Source organism: Borreliella californiensis, from assembly GCF_014205885.1.
Lineage (GTDB): Bacteria > Spirochaetota > Spirochaetia > Borreliales > Borreliaceae > Borreliella > Borreliella californiensis.
Genome location: NZ_JACHFB010000001.1, coordinates 175,669 through 193,824, shown reverse-complemented (window position 1 = coordinate 193,824; position 18,156 = coordinate 175,669). Strand labels below are relative to the sequence as shown.

Genomic DNA, 18,156 nt, shown 5'->3' with positions numbered 1-18,156 from the left:
TATACTTAGATTTAATCTATAATTATTCATATTAATATACTAAATTAATCTTTAAATTCATTCAATAAATTTAATAATGATGGTTAAGCTTTGTTTTCAACAAAATCTGCATAATAATTAAAATTCAAAAATTCTTTAGGAATTTCTGAAATAAATCTTGAAGGCAACTGATCAAAAATTTGCCTATCTTTTTTCCGCTTATTAGCCATAGTAATAACAAGAGAATCTTTTGCGCGAGTTAATGCAACATAAAAAACTCGCCTCTCTTCTTCCAAGTTAACCTCACTATCTTCAATGATTCTATGGTGAGGAATAATATTGTCTTCAACGGCAATAAAAAATACATAATCAAATTCTAAACCTTTAGCAGAATGTACTGTCATTAAATTAATATTAATATTTTCAGATTCCTCATTAACTTCGTTAGATTGTAGAACTATGTAATTTAAAAAACTGCTTAAATCTCTCAATTCACCAAATTGTTTGGATTCCCAATTTTTAATTATACTTAAAAACCCTTCTATATTTTGATATTTATATTCAGCTACTTTGATTGAATTGGGATTCTCATTAACTAAAAATCCCCAATATTCAATGCTTTCTATCATTTCTTTGATTATATTAGAATAACCGTTTTTTGTTATACTAAATTTATACTGATACTCTTCAATAAAAGAAACAAAATCTTCTATGCTTTCAATGACCTGCTTATTTAAAGCTTTATCATAACTAGAAATGTTTGCAAAAGAAAAAGTAATGTCACAAAGGGCCTCATATATGCAACAACCTTTCTTGTCTGCTATATCTCTAATTTTTTTCAAATATTCTTTACCAATCCCTCTTCTTGGAACATTAATGATTCTAAGTAGATCATAATCACTTTTAGGATTTATTATTACATTTAAATAAGAAATAATATCTTTTATTTCTTTTCTCTGAAAAAAAGATGTTCCCCCTGAAACTTTATATTTTATGCCCTGTCTTCTAAAAATCATCTCAACATTTTTAAAAAGAGCATTCGTTCTCATAAGAACTCCTATCTTTTTAGACTTAAAACTTTCTAGCCCTGAAAGCTGCATGATTCGACTTGCAACAAACTCAGATTCTTGAATTTCATCCTCAAATATAAAAATATCTATAACTTTGCTACACATCTTTGAAGACCACAAAGTTTTTTCTTTTCTATTTTTATTATTTAAAATCACAGAATTGGCTACATCTAAAATATTTTTTGCAGAACGATAATTTTGTTCAAGCTTTATTTCTTTAACATTATAATCTTTTTCAAATTGCAACATATTGTTGTAATTAGCCCCACGCCAAGAATATATCGATTGATCATCATCACCAACACAACACAAATTATTATGATTTATTAAAAGACGAATAAAATTATATTGAATCAAAGAAGTATCTTGAAACTCGTCAATCAAAACATACTTATATCTTTTAGAATATTTATTTCTAATATCAGAATTACTACTTAACAATTCTTTTGGTTTTAAAATCAAATCATCAAAATCAAAAGAATTATAAAGCCTTAAGCGCTCTTCATAAAGCCTATAAATATTTAAATCTTCTACCTTTAAATCATTAAGAGCAAGAATACCGTTTTTTAAAAGCGAAATAACATTACTAAGTGAATTTAAAGAAACTTTTTTATTAAAAAGACCTTCATCAAGTAAAATTTCTTTAAGAAGAGAGATTCTATCATTGTCATCATAAATGCTGAAGTTTTTTCTATATCCTAATAATTTATAATTTTCTTTTAAAAAGAAAAGCCCAAAAGCATGGAAAGTTGAAACCATAAGATTGCTAAGAGGACTTTTTAAAATTTTTTTAATTCTATCTTTCATTTCATTAGCAGCCTTGTTGGTAAAAGTCAAGGCCAAAATTTCCCTCTGAGCAATGCCTTTTGAAAGCAAATACGCTATTCTATGAGTAACAACCCTTGTTTTTCCACTGCCAGCACCAGCAATAATTAAAAGAGCGCCTTCAATAGTAGTAACTGCTTCATATTGAAATTGATTGAGAGATTTTTTAAAAAAATCATCATTAGGCAAAATTAAAAAACCTTTGTTCCGTCTGGATATTCCACAATAACTTTAAAGTTTTCAGGAAAAGCAAAAATCTTTCGCGACTTAGATTGATCAAAATCTTTAGCTAAGATTGGAATACGATACTTATTTAATGTATTAACGGCAAATTCTGAATTTTCAAGCCCTACCTTAACCGATCCTTTTGCCATAAAATTAGTTCCCCCAAAAAGCTTGGCTTTAAGATTACTTTTATTAGCCCCATTTTCTAACATCGCATTTATTAACATAGGAATAGCATAAACCCCATATCTTCCCCTTTGATCAGGAGATATCTCAAGATCTGACTTAACTAGAACATAATGATTCATTCCAATTAAATTGTTTGATTCGTCACAGAGCACAACAGCAACACACGAACCAAGGATTGTAGAAATAACTCTTTTATTTGAAACAAAAGCTTCACCAGGAACTATTATCGTAACATCACGTTTTAATTTAAAATTAAAATGATTTAACATAAAATTAATACTCTCTTGAAAAAAATTTTATAAAACTCTTATAAAGACCTTGCCAAAACCCTAATTTATTCACTTTACCACTAAACAAAGCAACATCTCCTACTTTTTCATCTTCTAAAAAAATCATAGCCCTCCCAACAGGCATATCCCCACTAAGTGGAGCAACCAACTTATCAACAGTATAACTTATATTAATTTTATCAAATTCATCTTTAGTTAAAATGTAATAAAAAGGCTCTTTAGAAAAAAGAGCAACTGTATCCACCGTACCATTATAGACTTTTTCTTTTAATTTTACTATTAAAGGAAATTTAGAATATTCATTAAATCCATATTCAAATAAATTTTTTGCAATCGAAGCCCTCATCTTCTCTCCAAATCCATTAATTCCTTTTTCAATCCCCAATACAACTGCTATCAATCTTCTCTCACCCTTTTTAGCAGTAGCAACAAGATTCAAGCCTGATTCCTTAATATATCCCGTTTTAATACCATCTGAATAAGGATAATCATGTATTAATAAATTGGCATTTCTTTGTTTTAAGTTTAAAAATTTTGATGATAAAGCGGTTCCTAAATTTTTACTCTTTGGATAAACAAAATACTTTAAAGAATGAATATTAAGCATAAATTTAAATTTTTCTACATAAGATTTTACAAAAAAGGCCATATCTAGTGCTGTAATTTTATTCTCACTGCTGTATCCAGAAGGTTCAACAAAATGCATATTCAAAAGTCCTAAATTTAAAACATTAATATTCATTAAATTAACAAAGCCATTTAAATTGCCTACTACAAACTCAGCAATTGCAATAGAAGCATCATTGCCTGAAGAAACTGAAAGTCCTTTTAAAATCTCTTCAAAATTAACAATTTGACCTTTTTCTAAAAACATTAAAGAAGAATTAGGAGGTGCATTATAATATGAAGCAGAATCGCTAATAGGAACTATGCTTTTTAATTTTATATTTCGCTTTTGAGCTTCAATTAAAGCTGTATAAATTGTAACAATCTTTGTAAGCGATGCTGGAGGAAAAACCAAATTGGGCTTCTTAGAATAAAGTATTCGCTTAGTATCAAAATCCATTAAAACTATTGATTTTGCATACTTTGATAATTTATCAATCTCAGCCAAATTAACTGCAAAAAGATCATCACAAAGTGAAAAAAAAATTAAAAATAAAATTAATAACAATTTTTTAATAACACAGATACTATTCATGTTGTAATATTAAAATTATATATTATTTACTAATTGTTAATTATAATACAATTAAACAGGAGCCATTTTTATGAATTCTTATGATTTTATAACAGCCTTGGTTCCAATAATCCTAATAATTATTGGACTTGGCATAATAAAAAAGCCAGCTTACTATGTAATACCCATATCATTAATAACCACTGTTGCTATAGTTATATTTTATAAAAACTTGGGAATGGTAAATACAGGCCTTGCAATGCTTGAAGGCGCTTTAATGGGGATATGGCCAATAGCAACTGTAATTATTGCTGCTATATTTACATACAAAATGTCAGAAGATCAGAAAGATATAGAAACTATTAAAAATATTTTATCAAATGTATCTTCTGATAAAAGAATTATAGTCTTACTAGTAGCATGGGGATTTGGCAACTTTCTAGAAGGAGTTGCTGGATATGGAACTGCTGTTGCAATCCCTGTATCAATATTAATAGCAATGGGATTTGAACCATTTTTTGCCTGCTTAATCTGCTTAATAATGAATACCTCGTCAACCGCTTATGGATCTGTAGGAATTCCTATAACATCTTTAGCTCAAGCAACTAACTTAGATGTTAACATTGTTTCATCTGAGATTGCATTCCAACTAATAATTCCAACCTTAACAATACCTTTTGTGTTGGTAATTCTTACAGGAGGAGGCATTAAAGGATTAAAAGGGATATTCCTTCTTACCTTACTCTCAGGAATGTCAATGGTAATATCTCAAGTATTTATATCAAAAACTTTGGGTCCAGAACTTCCCGCAATCCTTGGAAGCATTCTTTCCATGACAATAACAATAGTTTATGCAAAGTTTTTCGGGAATAAAGAAGCTCAAGATCACCAAAGCAAACGTACAATATCCTTATCAAAAGGAATTGTCGCCTGCTCACCCTACATTTTAATAGTAACATTTATAGTGCTTGTATCTCCTCTTTTTAACAAAATTCACGAATACCTAAAAACTTTTCAAAGCACTATTAGCATTTATCCAGAAGCAAATCCCCTACACTTTAAATGGATCATCTCTCCAGGCTTCTTGATTGTACTTGCAACAATAATATCCTATTCAATACGAGGAGTTCCAATATTAAAACAGCTAAAAATATTTATACTAACCTTGAAAAAAATGGCATTATCTTCATTTATAATCATATGCATTGTTGCAATATCAAGATTAATGACACATAGCGGAATGATAAGAGATCTTGCCAATGGAATCTCAATAATAACAGGTAAATTTGGACCATTATTTAGCCCACTAATTGGAGCTATTGGAACATTTTTAACAGGGAGTGACACAGTTTCAAATGTTCTTTTTGGACCTTTACAAACACAAATGGCAGAAAATATCGGAGCAAATCCTTACTGGCTTGCAGCAGCAAATACAACAGGAGCAACTGGAGGGAAAATGATTTCTCCTCAAAATATCACAATAGCAACAACAACTGCTGGATTAATTGGACAAGAGGGTAAGCTTTTATCAAAAACAATAATTTATGCTTTATGCTACATTTTAGCAACAGGATTGTTAGTTTATTTGGTATAAATTAATCATTTAAAATAAATAAGATTAATTTATACCAAAATTAATCTTATTTATAAATTTGAATAATATAAAAATCAAAAATTAATAATATAGCCTTGAATTTTTACCTAATATTTTAATATTATATACATGTTAAATATATGTTAATATATTATGTATATAATGGGATGTATATAATATATTTATTAATACGTTTAATTAATAACTAGAACTAATAAAAGTTTATAGTTACAACAGGAAGGTATAATTATGAAAAGCCACATTTTATATAGGTTAATTATATTTTTAACCACAACTGCAGCAATATTTGCAGCAGACGCATTAAAGGAAAAAGATATATTTAAAATAAACCCATGGATGCCGACATTCGGATTTGAAAACACAAGTGAATTCAGATTAGATATGGATGAGCTTGTTCCTGGGTTTGAAAACAAAAGCAAAATTACCATTAAGCTTAAACCATTTGAAACTAATCCCGAATTAGGTAAAGACGATCCATTCTCAGCTTACATTAAGGTAGAAGATCTTGCATTAAAAGCTGAAGGCAAAAAAGGTGATCAATTTAAAATTGATGTAGGAGACATTACAGCCCAAATCAATATGTACGATTTTTTTATTAAAATAAGTACTATGACAGATTTTGACTTTAATAAAGAGTCTTTATTTAGTTTTGCACCTATGACTGGATTTAAAAGCACTTACTATGGATTCCCAAGCAATGACAGAATAGTAAGGGGTACAATTCTTGCAAGAGGTACTTCTAAAAACATAGGAACAATTCAGTTGGGATACAAACTCCCAAAACTTGACCTAACATTTGCAATAGGAGGAACAGGCACGGGCAACAGAAATCAAGAAAATGATAAAGACACTCCATACAACAAAACATATCAAGGAATCCTTTATGGAATTCAAGCAACATGGAAGCCAATAAAAAATCTACTTGATCAAAACGAAGATACTGAATCTGTAATTGCAGAAACACCTTTTGAATTAAATTTTGGCTTGTCAGGAGCCTATGGAAATGAAACATTTAATAAATCATCAATAACATACTCTTTAAAAGATAAATCCGTGATTGGCAACGATTTATTGAGTCCAACTTTATCAAATTCTGCAATTTTAGCATCTTTTGGAGGTCAATATAAGCTTGGATTAACCAAAATCAATGATAAAAATACCTATCTTATTTTGCAAATGGGAACTGATTTTGGGATAGATCCTTTTGCAAGCGATTTTTCCGTATTTGGACACATCTCAAAAGCAGCGAATTTCAAAGAAGGAGCATCCTCAGATCCTAATAAAAAAGCTGAAAATATATTTGATCCAAATGGAAATGCTCTTAATTTCAGCAAAACTACAGAATTAGGCATTGCATTTTCAACAGGAGCAAGCATAGGGTTTGCTTGGAATAAAGACACCGGAGAAAAAGAATCCTGGGCAATTAAAGGATCTGATTCCTACAGTACAAGACTATTTGGAGCACAAGGTAAAAAATCTGGGGTTGCATTGGGAATGAGCTATGGACAAAACCTTTACAGATCTAAAGACACAGAAAAAAAATTAAAAACAATATCCGAAAATTCATTTCAAAGCTTAAATGTTGAAATTTCAAGCTATGAAGACAATAAAAAAGGTATTATAAATGGGCTGGGATGGATAACATCTATCGGTCTTTACGATATTTTAAGACAAAAATCTGTAGAAAACTATCCTACAGCAAGCCCAAGCACTAATTCAAACAATCAAACCGAAAAAAGTTCAACAACAAAAGATACAACTCCCAATCTGACATTTGAAGATGCAATGAAGCTCGGCTTGGCTTTATATCTTGATTATGCAATTCCAATAACATCCATTTCAACAGAAGCATATGTAGTACCCTATATTGGCGCATACATTTTAGGGCCTTCTAATAAACTTTCAAGCGATGCTACAAAAATTTATTTAAAAACAGGGCTTAGCCTTGAAAAACTAATAAGATTTACAACAATTTCTCTTGGATGGGATTCAAATAACATTATAGAACTTGCTAATAAAAACACAAATAATGCCGCTATTGGTAGTGCTTTCTTGCAATTCAAAATAGCCTACAGCGGAAGCTAACAGCAAAAGAAGGGCTTTGGCCCTTCTTTTTATCTTTAAAAATAATTAATATGTTACCTTATATTTCTTTCTTTGCAAATTTTTTCATAAGCATCTTGAATTTTAATAAATTTATCATTTGCATCTTTTTGCCTTACAGGATCATTTGCAAACTTATCAGGATGATATTTTATAACAAGGCCTTTATACGCCTTTTTAATCTCATCATCACTAGCACTATATGTTAACCCCAAAACACCATAAGGATTTACAATTTTAATATTAATATCTTTATAGGCTTCATAACCATCAGACTCAAGTTCTAAAAAAACACCAACATAAGAGATAAACTTTTCAGCTTCTAAATTTTTATACCTAGAAAGCCTGTTAATTTCTTTAAGAGAGGCAAAAAGCCATATAAAAAGATCTTTGTGCTGAAAATAGCCAAGCTTAAGAGTATACAAAATTTTATCAGCATTATTATTCTTAGTAATAGCAGAATGAAAGATAGTATACAATTCTGATTTACCACGTTCAGACAAATTCAAAGAATTGATAATAAAATTGACATAATTTAACTGCTCTCCAGTTACAGTTCCCAAAATAGACAGCAATTTAGCCATTAACAAAAAAGAAAGTTTATAAAATTCAAACTCTCTAGATCTAGAATATGAGTAATCTCTTGTAAAATATATTCTAAAAACACCCAAAAAACTAAATAGTATCAACACAAAAGGAAATAATATAAAAAGCATTGCTATTAAAACAGGATTAAAAATAAAAATAAACAACAACACTAAAAAAAACATTCTAATTAGGCTTGGCATTTATTGATCATAACCTCCAACGTAATCAAGGCATGTCAAAATCTCTAATAAATCTTACAACTTCCTTTTTTATTTGTTTTAATTCAATATCAGACTTTGCCTTTAAGGCTCTAACAATAAATTTAGCAACATTTAAAGAATCACTTTCATTTAAGCCTCTAGAAGTAATAGCAGCACCCCCAATTCTAATGCCAGAGGCCAAAGAAGGGCTCTTTTTATCAAAAGGAATAGCATTTTTATTTAAAGTAATATTTACACTCTCGAGTAATTTCTCAGCATCAGCACCCGTGAAATCCGAGCTACTAAGATCAACCAAAAACAAATGATTATCTGTGCCCCCACTAACAATCCGAAATCCTTCCGATTTGAAATATTCAGCCATAACTTTAGTGTTTTTTATTACGTTAGCAATGTATTCTTTAAAATTTTCTTGAAGCGCTTCTTTGAATGCAATAGCCTTGCCCGCAATAACATGAACTAAAGGACCCCCTTGAGTTCCAGGAAAAACTGTAGAATTTACAACATTAGACAAAGGCTTCTCTTTTCCATTAAAGTTTACTGATTTATCAAAATCCTTTCCAGAAAGTATTATTCCGCCTCTTGGGCCTCTTAAAGTTTTATGCGTAGTACTTGTAGTAAGATGCGCCACATCAATTGAAGAATTATGAAAACCGGCAACAATAAGACCTGCAATATGAGCAATATCACACAAAAGATAAGCAGAAACATCATCTGCTATTTCTCTAAATTTTTTAAAATCAATTTCTCTTGAATAAGAAGAAGCTCCAGCTATTATTAAATTTGGTCTGCAATCTCTAGCTATTTTAAGAACTTCATCATAATCAATTAGCTCAGAATCTCTAGAAACACCATAAAAATAAGTATTAAAAAATATACCAGAAAAATTTACCCTGCTGCCGTGAGTTAAATGTCCTCCATGAGATAATTGCATACCAAGAATTCTATCACCCGGGCTAATAAGAGCCATTATGGCAGCCATATTGGCCTGAGATCCGCTATGCGGTTGAACATTAGCATACTCTGCACCAAAAAGCTCTTTTGCTCTTGAAATTGCTAAAGTTTCAATCTCATCAACAAAAGAACAACCACCATAATATCGATTTAAGGGATATCCTTCGGCATACTTATTGGTTAAAATACTCCCAACAGCCTGCCTTATTTCTAAAGATGTAAAATTTTCAGAAGCAATAAGCTCAATATGCTCTTTTTCTCTTAATTTTTCTTTCTCAATTAAATTAAATATTTGATTATCTACCATTAAAAATTATCCTCCAAAACAAACCTACGCATTAAAGAATACGAGCCGTTTGTCAAGCTTTTATACTTTAAAAACCCAAAATCTAAATATCCATCAAAAAATTCATTTTTATTATAGTCCTCTTTGCATCCATATTGAATATAGTTCTCAGACATATTAAAAAAATACTTAGAGCTATCCTTAAATAATACTGCATTTATTATATCAAAATACACAAAACCAACCCCAGCCAAAAAAAATTCAAACCAAAAATGCTCATTTAATTTAAGAGAATTAGAATCATAATAAAGCCCAACTATATTTCTCAATGGAATTTCGTACTTTAAAAATAATAAATTCGTAAGAACTACTAAATTGCTAGATGAAATTTTTCTTTCTTTAATAGAATCTTTTAAACTTAAATTATTCTCAACAATTTTAAAATTTAAAATCAAAACATCAATAATTGCTTTAGCCAACTTATAAACTGAATTACTACCATCGGTCTTGGATAAAATTAGAGAATCTAACGACATTAAATCAACAGAGTTATAAGATAAATAATCTTTTTTTTTGTCTTGCACATACTTTTTGTACTCTTGATTGTTAATATCTCTATTAATCTCAATGCTTTCTAAATATTTAGCATCTAAAAATTCTAAATTAAGTTTATAAGTCTTTATCCTGGTCTTAAAAATAAATTTATTTGTCTTAAGGTTTTTAAAAAATAAATTACCAATATTAAAATCAAGATGCTCATTGCCGAGGTCTGTAGTTTTTTGGCGCTCATTCTCAATTGGCCTTAAATAAAAGATATTAAAATTAATATCTTCAGGGTTTGAGTCAAAATTGCTACTAACATCTTGACTAAAATAAATCTCTTCAATTATTGTAAACTCTTTTGAACCACCTAAAGTCCACTTAAAAAAATCATCTTTAACAGAAAACGGAATTTTATTGCTTTGAACATTGTCCAACAAAACATAAAGCTTCCCACCAGAATTTAAAGTTTTAGGAGAAATAAATTCTAATCTATTCTCAGAAACATTTAAAATATTTTGAGGCAAAATTGTATAAAGTTTGTCCTTGGTTTCAAGAAAAATTTTAATAGTACTAAAATGTGAAAACAAATTCATACCCTGCAATAAAGTTGAAGAATTTGCATTTAAAATTATTTTATCCTCTGAAAAAATAAAAGGTGTATTTTTCCTATTAAGCTTAACAGGAACTTGCCTACTAATAACAAGAAAAAGTTCGTTGCTAGTACCCCTTTCACCTTTTACAAAAATAAGCCCAGAATTTACTTCATCTGTAATTTTAAAAACTATTTCGGTGTTATTCCAACTAATAATACTACTTTTAACCAAATAATTATTGTTGATATTAATATCTCCTTTACTATAGCCCAAATTATTTCCCTTAATAACAATAATGTCCTTGTGTGAAGTGGGAATTGGAGATATATCATAAATAATTGGCTTTGAATAAAATAAAAATCCAGAAAAAACAAATAAAAATAAAAAAATAATAAAAATTAAGCTTAAATAAAAATATTTGTTTTTTAAAAAAATAGCCAAATATTAGCCTCTTTTAACCTTAGTTCCTTCCTTAGTATCAACCAAAACAAAACCTTTTTTGGCAAAAAAGTCCCTAATTTCATCAGCACGCTTGAAATTTTTTTCACATTTGGCTATTCTTCTCTCTTCAATTAAAGCTTTCATATTCTCATCAATAACTACATCATGGTTTTCTAAATTTTTCAAAATTTCTTCTCTCAGATTAAGTGACATAATCTCATCAAAAATAAAAGCTAATCTAAGCTTTGAACCAAAACCTAGATTTTCAGATTTAATTATCTCCCAAAGTAAAGCCAATCCTTGAGCAACATTCAAATCAAAAGAAACTTTTTCTACAAAAGAATCATAATATTCTTTTTCTACACTAAAGCTAAAATTTTTTAAATCCTTGTTAAGGATATTTAGATCAGCTGAATCCAAAGATTCATAAAAATAACTTAGTCTGTTTATCAAATTTTCTCTAGCAATCTTGCTTGCTTGAAGATTATCCAATGAAAATTTTAATTGGTTTCTGTAGTGAGATGTCAAACACAAATATCTAAAATCAAGAGGAGAAAAATTTTGATCTTCCAAATCTTTAACTGTAATAAAATTTCCACGTGACTTTGACATCTTATTATAATCCATAATCAAAAATTCTCCATGAACAAAGATATCACACCATTTCTTATTCAAAAAACACTCTGCTATTGCTATTTCATTTATATGATGAACTCCAATATGATCAACTCCTCCTAAATGAATATCAAGCGTATCTTTGAAATACTCCAAATTCATAGCAGCACATTCCAAATGCCAACTTGGATAACCAAATCCCCAAGGAGAATCCCATCTCATCTCCTGATCTTTAAACTTAGAATTAGTAAACCATAAAACAAAATCGGTTTTATTCCTTTTAAATTTATCAATATCAACTCTGGACAAGGTCATATCTTTATCAATAAGATCAATGCCAGCCATCTCACCATAGCTTTTAAAATAAGAAGTATCAAAATACACATTACCATTAGAAAAATAAGTAATTTTTTTTTCTTCAAGAATTTTAACAACCTCTATCATGATGGGAATATGTTTGCTTGCAACAAGAACTTTATCGGGATATACAATGTTTAATTTTCTACAATCGTTAAAAAAAGCCTCTGTAAAAAATTCACTAATTTCATAAGCTGTAAGGCCCTTCTCTCTTGCAGTCTTAGCAACTTTATCTTCTCCATCATCAAGATCACCTGTTAAATGCCCAATATCTGTAATATTCATAGCATAATCAACTTTATACCCTAAAAACCTTAAAGTTTTAATTAATAAATCTCCAAAAATATAGGTTCTAAAATTTCCAATGTGTGCATAATTATAAACAGTAGGCCCGCAAGCATACATTTTAACATTTTCAAAATTTGTTAATTCTGAAAAATCTTTTGTTCTAGTATTATATAACTTCAAAATCATACATTTCTCAAAATTGAAAAAATAAAAAATCTAATTTATTATTAAGTACGTATGCCTAAAAGCCTAAATAATTTTCTTAAAAAAATCAATATTAAGCCTAAAACAAAAAATCTTTCTGACTATACAACATATAAAATTGGAAACATTTCGAAATTATTTCTCACCCCTAAAAATATTAAAGAAGCTGAAAATATTTTTAAAGCAGCAATAGAAGAAAAAATTAAACTATTTATTCTTGGGGGAGGATCAAATATTTTAGTCAATGATAATAAAGAGCTTGATTTTCCAATAATATACACCGGATATCTAAACAAAATAGAAATTCACGAAAATAAAATTATTGGCGAATGTGGTGCAAATTTTGAAAATTTATGTAAAATTGCACTTGATAACGGCTTAAGTGGCCTAGAATTTATCTATGGACTACCTGGGACACTAGGAGGCGCTGTATGGATGAATGCTAGATGCTTTGGAAATGAAATCTCTGAGATACTAAAAAAAATTACATTTATAAATGATAAAGGAAAAATGATTTGCAAAGAATTTAAAAAAGAAGACTTTAAGTATAAAAAATCACCTTTTCAAAATAAAAACTTTTTCATATTAAAAATTGAATTGAATTTAAAAAAAGACAATAAGAAAATTATTGAAGAAAAAATGAATAAAAATAAACAATCAAGAATAAATAGAGGTCATTATTTATTTCCAAGTAGCGGAAGCACTTTTAAAAACAATAAAGCATTTCTCAAACCTAGTGGACAAATAATTGAAGAGTGCAAGCTCAAGGGATTAAGCATTGGCGGTGCTACAGTATCTAAATATCATGGAAACTTTATTATCAATATTAACAATGCCACTTCCAACGACATAAAAAGCTTAATTGAAAAAGTAAAAGCTGAAGTCTACTTGAAAACTGGGTTTTTACTTGAAGAAGAAGTTCTTTACATAGGATTCAAATAAGCAAAAATATTAAAAAAGAATATCTTTAATCTCATCATTAATCTTTTGAATCAATTCCTTTGTCTTTAATATCTTATCCTTAGAAGATTTCACCAAAGATGAATATTCTTGAAGAGAACTTACCGCATCCAAATTAATCTTAGAAACTTTAAACTCTTTTAAATCTTGGCTAAAGTTATTAAACTTGCTACTAACAAAATAATGGTTATTAAATATTTCTTTATACATATTCTTAGCATCTCTGATCTTAGTATCGTGAGACAAATACCTTTCTTTAAACTCGCCAATTTCTTTAAAATGCTTAGCAAGAGTAAGGTCTACTTTCTCATGTCTTGAAAAACTGTTATCCACATTATCTTGAATGTCTATGAAATTTTTATAAATTGTATCAATCTCTGAGTTAATTGCTGCAATAATACTATCTACCGTTTTAAGCTCATCTTTAATGGTTTTAGAATATTTTCCAGAATTAATAGCAAGCTTTCTAATCTCCTCAGCAACAACTGCAAAACTTTTACCTGCATCACCTGCTTTTGCTGCTTCAATTGCTGCATTCATGGCAAGCATATTGGTCTGAGCTGAAATTGAAACTAAAAGTTTATTTACACTTTGCAAACTATTTGTTTGAGACAAAAGATCTGCAAAGTTTTTATTCACATTTTCAAAAACAATATTCAAATCAAAAACCTTACTTTTAATATTCTCAATATCAGTAGAATTTATAGCAGCAACCTTATTAAAAATTTCCAAATTTTTATCTATACTATAGAAAAAACTAACATTCTCTTCAAATTTTGAAGAGATTTCTGATATATACTTATTGTGATCATTAATCGGATCAGCAATAGATTCAAAACCTTTTAAAATATCAACAATTGACTTTTCAAATCTAGAAAAAGTATCTCTTAGTTGCTCGTAAGCTAAAATGCTAGAATCTATACTCTCAGTATTTGATATAGCAATCTCTATTTGTTTTAAATATTCATTCAAATCTTCAGAATAAAATTTTATCTTCTCAAAAGATTCATTACTCTTAGAGGACAGATTATCTAGCTTTGAGCTAATATAAGAAATAATAGATGAAGAATACTTAACCTCCAAGGGAGACTCAAGGCTAAAAGGATCGCTTTTTGATTTTTGATAATCAACAATTCTGTTAAAATCATTAATTAATGAAAAAACAAAAGTTTTACACAAATAGAATATAATTGCAAAAGATAATAATAAAAATACAAAGAATATAACCCAATTTGATTTAAACATAATAGGAATGGAATTGACATTTAAAATCAGCCCTTGAGTCAAAAAATCATCAGTTTTTACAAAGTTTAAAGAATAAAAATCTCTTTCATAATTAAAGGTGTACTGAGAACTAGAAGAATCTTTTTTAGCATAAGCTATAACTTTTCTTAAAAAATTCTCATTATAAGTTGGAGAAAAAGATTTAGTCTGAATATTATTAAAATTTAAAAAAATGGGCATATAATTTCTATCAAGCATAAAAAAGTTATAATTTTTACTGCCAAATTTAAGAGAAGAATACAACTGGCTTTCAATAATATCTAACGACTCATCAAAGCATACTAAAATCCCTATTACACCCAACGTTGCAACAGAATCTCTAACTGGGAAACTTATTACAGAATAAATTTTCCCATCTATTTGCATGTATCTTGAATAATATTTAGAATTTTTTTCTACAGGAACAGAATAAATTGGATCCAATCTAACATCTTTTAAGCCTAAGGATGAAAAATTTGAATTTGATATTAAAACATTTTTCCCTATAGGAATATAAAATATGCCTTCAAGCGAATCTTCTGCTAAAGGAATAGTTTTAAAAATTTTATCTATGGAGCTAAATTCTCTTGACTTTAAAAACAAATCGCTATTTTCATCTAAACTATCACCCAATTTTAAACTTGAAGACAAAAGAAAACTTTTTGAAGAATTAACCAATATCCCAAACCTATAGCTATCTTTTACAAGCTCCTCAAGAAACCTAGAAGATTCCAAATATTTAGCTTTAATAACAGCAGACACACTGTTTAAAAACAACTTAGAATCAAATTTAAAGCGATCCAAATATTCATTTTTATAATTCATATAAGCATAGCCTATGAATAAAAAATTTAAAAAAAGGAATCCAAATAAAACTAGATAAAGAAATCGTTTAGTATTTTTCAGATTAACATCAATTAAATTCTCATCTGTCATAAAAGCTCTCCAAACATAACATTAGTATGATTAAAATCTTAAAACAAAACTTTCGCCTTCATAAATCATATACAAATAATTACTAATAACAATTGGCAAATTAAACCCTTCTTTCTAAATCTTAAAGATTAAATCCTTCAAATATTTGCAAATAATTATTTTATTATTTAGCTACATGCATATATAATTATATAATAAAACATATAGAATACTAAAAATTTAATGTTTTAAAAATTTTATAAAATTTTATGAAAAAACAAAATTTTGAGGGGACTTAGTGAAAAGAAAGAAACTTAACTCTAGCCTTTTTTATAAATTCAATTTTATAATTTTGGCATACACAATAATCATTATTGCAACAACCTTTTTACTACTAGATCAAGGCTATAAAAAAATCATAACAAAAGAACTTCAAGACTTCACAAAATTCATTAACCAAGCAATGATTAAAAGCTTTTCTGATGAATCTAAAGAAATAATAAAAGCTTTAAGCATATTAACAACCAAATATGATTATAAATCTGCAATTCTAAATAACAAAAGTGAAGAGCACTTAGTATCTGATAAAATTTTAATTACACTACCGTCTTTTATTAAAATAATAGAGTATGCAAACAAAGATGGATACATAATCGCATCAAGTGAAAAAAAAAGAAACAGCCAATATATAAGCTTAAAAGAATTGCTTCTGGGCAAAGCCATAAATACATTTCAAATTTCAATTCTTCACAACAGTTTAGTAAAAATAAATAACAATTTTTATATTCCAATAGCATATAAAATAACAGATTCAAAAAAATCTAATATTGGATATATTATTTTATATGCTGACATTTCAGAAAAAATTGCCGAACTAAAAGAATATCTTTTACTGCTTTTGGAAAACTCCTTGCTAGAACAAAATGCAAGCAGCCAAAACTCGTCAAAATACTTTAATGTATACTTAATAAACAATAGTGGGGATGCATTTGGAGGAAAAGACGAAATTTTAAAAAACATAAAACACATATTTAGCTTTAACCCAAAAACATTAACTCAAATATTAAATGCACTATCTCAAGGAAAAACAAATTACAATACAAGCAATTCAAATGAAATAATCTCCTTAGCAAGAATCACAACATCCCATTGGTACTTAGGAATAAAAATAGACTATAATAGCATATTTTCAAAAGAATTTAAACATATGAGATTGGTTTCACTTTCCATTATATTTATTTTGGTAATAATTTTTATATTAATAATGATATCAACAATAAAAACTTTAATAATATCAAAAATAGACAAACTCAATGTTGTCATTCCAAAAGTTAAAAACGGTGACTTAACATTTAAAATCGAATCAAAAGGCAAAGATTCAATAAGCTCAACAATAAATCTTTTTGGGCATTTTATTGAAAATCTAAAACATGTAATTAATTCGCTACAAGAACGAGTAAAATTGCTTAAAGAAAACGGAGACCATTTATTTAGCGAAATAAATAAAACTCATAATACAATTAAAAATTCAAATCAATACATAGAAAAAACACAAGAAGAAGTAGAAAAACAAGTGGAATTCATCTCTAATACAACAAATATAATTGAAAGTCTTTCAAAAAATATTTCATCTCTTGATAATTCAATTGAAACTCAAGCTGCAAGCGTTGAACAATCCTCATCAGCTATCGAAGAAATGATAGGAGGAATACAATCAATAACAGAAATAACTCAAAAAGCTGCAAAAAGCACAGAAGAACTAAAAAGATTCTCTGATGATGGGCGAAAAAAACAAGAAGAAGTTATTACTCAAATCAAAGAGATTTTCAAAAACTCAACAAGATTACAAGAAGCAAACTCTTTAATTTCATCTATAGCAAGTCAAACTAACCTGCTCTCAATGAACGCTGCAATTGAAGCATCTCATGCTGGTGAAGCTGGAAAAGGATTTGCCATTGTCGCAGAAGAAATAAAAGACCTAGCAGAACAAGTGACATCACAATCAGAATCTGTTGCCTCATCAATTAATGAAATAATGGATTCAATAACCAAAACCGTAAACACCTCTGAATTAACAAATAAAGCTTTCAACCAAATATTCGACTCAATCAATTTAGTTGTTCAAGTAATAGAAGAAATAAATCATACAATGCAAGAACAATCAATAGGTAGCCAAGAAATTTTAAAGGCTTTAAATACAATGCGGGAAATAACATATGAAGTAAAAATTGGTTCAAATGATATGTTTAGAGGCAACAAAGAAATCATTAGTACTATTAAACTTCTAGGAGAAATTAATATTACGGTCTCAAACTCAATGAAAGGTTTAAAAGAAGAGATTAATAAACTAGTAGAAGCAATTGAGCGTATTAAGGTTTTAGGAACTACAAACTCAAGTCACATTTCTGGAATTAGTGAAAGTACAGATCAATTTAAAACCAAATAAACTAGATTA

General features: G+C 28.4%; 12 protein-coding genes. 4 read left to right on the top strand and 8 right to left on the bottom strand.

Going from position 1 to position 18,156, the window contains the following annotated elements; all coding sequences use genetic code 11:
• Positions 1-83 precede the first annotated feature (83 nt).
• The 3 genes from HNP67_RS00940 to HNP67_RS00930 are packed head-to-tail and all read right to left on the bottom strand — an operon-like array spanning position 84 to position 3,779.
• Complete coding sequence (locus HNP67_RS00940) at positions 84-2,063, bottom strand: ATP-dependent helicase (RefSeq protein ID WP_184124138.1); 1,980 nt, start codon at positions 2,061-2,063, stop codon at positions 84-86.
• A gap of 2 nt (positions 2,064-2,065) precedes the next feature.
• Entirely contained in the window at positions 2,066-2,557 is a 492-nt protein-coding gene (cheD, locus tag HNP67_RS00935; protein ID WP_184124136.1) for a chemoreceptor glutamine deamidase CheD, read from the bottom strand.
• Positions 2,558-2,561: 4 nt separating this feature from the next.
• On the bottom strand, positions 2,562-3,779 hold the full coding sequence (locus HNP67_RS00930; RefSeq protein ID WP_184124134.1) for a D-alanyl-D-alanine carboxypeptidase family protein: 1,218 nt from the start codon (positions 3,777-3,779) through the stop codon (positions 2,562-2,564).
• A gap of 70 nt (positions 3,780-3,849) precedes the next feature.
• Here HNP67_RS00930 and HNP67_RS00925 point away from each other — a divergent pair, with 70 nt between their 5' ends.
• Both HNP67_RS00925 and HNP67_RS00920 read left to right on the top strand, forming a co-directional pair.
• Positions 3,850-5,352 carry a lactate permease LctP family transporter gene (locus tag HNP67_RS00925; RefSeq protein WP_184124132.1) on the top strand — a complete coding sequence of 501 codons (1,503 nt, stop codon included), beginning with the start codon at positions 3,850-3,852 and terminating at the stop codon, positions 5,350-5,352.
• Positions 5,353-5,601: 249 nt separating this feature from the next.
• Positions 5,602-7,458 carry an integrin-binding adhesin P66 gene (locus tag HNP67_RS00920; RefSeq protein WP_184124130.1) on the top strand — a complete coding sequence of 619 codons (1,857 nt, stop codon included), beginning with the start codon at positions 5,602-5,604 and terminating at the stop codon, positions 7,456-7,458.
• A gap of 53 nt (positions 7,459-7,511) precedes the next feature.
• Here the strand turns inward: HNP67_RS00920 and HNP67_RS00915 are convergent, their stop codons facing one another.
• Genes HNP67_RS00915 through HNP67_RS00900 form a run of 4 tightly spaced genes read right to left on the bottom strand, consistent with a single transcriptional unit; the run spans position 7,512 to position 12,545 of the window.
• Complete coding sequence (locus tag HNP67_RS00915) at positions 7,512-8,264, bottom strand: J domain-containing protein (RefSeq protein WP_184124128.1); 753 nt, start codon at positions 8,262-8,264, stop codon at positions 7,512-7,514.
• Positions 8,265-8,289: 25 nt separating this feature from the next.
• Positions 8,290-9,543, bottom strand: coding sequence for a serine hydroxymethyltransferase (gene glyA, locus HNP67_RS00910; RefSeq protein WP_184124126.1), 1,254 nt, complete (start codon positions 9,541-9,543; stop codon positions 8,290-8,292).
• On the bottom strand, positions 9,543-11,099 hold the full coding sequence (locus HNP67_RS00905) for an IPT/TIG domain-containing protein (protein WP_184124125.1): 1,557 nt from the start codon (positions 11,097-11,099) through the stop codon (positions 9,543-9,545). The genes glyA and HNP67_RS00905 overlap by 1 nt, the downstream gene beginning before the upstream one ends.
• Positions 11,100-11,102: 3 nt before the next feature.
• On the bottom strand, positions 11,103-12,545 hold the full coding sequence (locus HNP67_RS00900) for a cysteine--tRNA ligase (protein ID WP_184124124.1): 1,443 nt from the start codon (positions 12,543-12,545) through the stop codon (positions 11,103-11,105).
• A 51-nt stretch (positions 12,546-12,596) separates the two neighbouring features.
• Here HNP67_RS00900 and murB point away from each other — a divergent pair, with 51 nt between their 5' ends.
• The gene (gene murB / locus HNP67_RS00895; RefSeq protein ID WP_184124123.1) at positions 12,597-13,505 is read left to right on the top strand and encodes a UDP-N-acetylmuramate dehydrogenase; all 909 of its coding nucleotides are present in this window, start codon (positions 12,597-12,599) and stop codon (positions 13,503-13,505) included.
• A 9-nt stretch (positions 13,506-13,514) separates the two neighbouring features.
• Here murB and HNP67_RS00890 read toward each other — a convergent pair whose 3' ends face one another.
• On the bottom strand, positions 13,515-15,722 hold the full coding sequence (locus HNP67_RS00890; protein WP_184124122.1) for a methyl-accepting chemotaxis protein: 2,208 nt from the start codon (positions 15,720-15,722) through the stop codon (positions 13,515-13,517).
• Positions 15,723-15,999: 277 nt separating this feature from the next.
• Between HNP67_RS00890 and HNP67_RS00885 the strand changes: the two genes are divergently transcribed.
• A complete protein-coding gene (locus HNP67_RS00885; protein ID WP_184124121.1) occupies positions 16,000-18,147 on the top strand; it encodes a methyl-accepting chemotaxis protein in 2,148 nt (715 codons plus the stop codon).
• Positions 18,148-18,156 lie beyond the last annotated feature (9 nt).

Excerpts from the sequence above, each read along its gene's own strand:
- cheD (WP_184124136.1), bottom strand. The coding sequence starts at position 2,557 with ATGTTAAATCATTTTAATTTTAAATTAAAACGTGATGTTACGATAATA.
- HNP67_RS00930 (WP_184124134.1), bottom strand. The coding sequence starts at position 3,779 with ATGAATAGTATCTGTGTTATTAAAAAATTGTTATTAATTTTATTTTTA.
- HNP67_RS00925 (WP_184124132.1), top strand. The coding sequence starts at position 3,850 with ATGAATTCTTATGATTTTATAACAGCCTTGGTTCCAATAATCCTAATA.
- HNP67_RS00920 (WP_184124130.1), top strand. The coding sequence starts at position 5,602 with ATGAAAAGCCACATTTTATATAGGTTAATTATATTTTTAACCACAACT.
- HNP67_RS00915 (WP_184124128.1), bottom strand. The coding sequence starts at position 8,264 with ATGCCAAGCCTAATTAGAATGTTTTTTTTAGTGTTGTTGTTTATTTTT.
- glyA (WP_184124126.1), bottom strand. The coding sequence starts at position 9,543 with ATGGTAGATAATCAAATATTTAATTTAATTGAGAAAGAAAAATTAAGA.
- HNP67_RS00900 (WP_184124124.1), bottom strand. The coding sequence starts at position 12,545 with ATGATTTTGAAGTTATATAATACTAGAACAAAAGATTTTTCAGAATTA.
- murB (WP_184124123.1), top strand. The coding sequence starts at position 12,597 with ATGCCTAAAAGCCTAAATAATTTTCTTAAAAAAATCAATATTAAGCCT.
- HNP67_RS00890 (WP_184124122.1), bottom strand. The coding sequence starts at position 15,722 with ATGACAGATGAGAATTTAATTGATGTTAATCTGAAAAATACTAAACGA.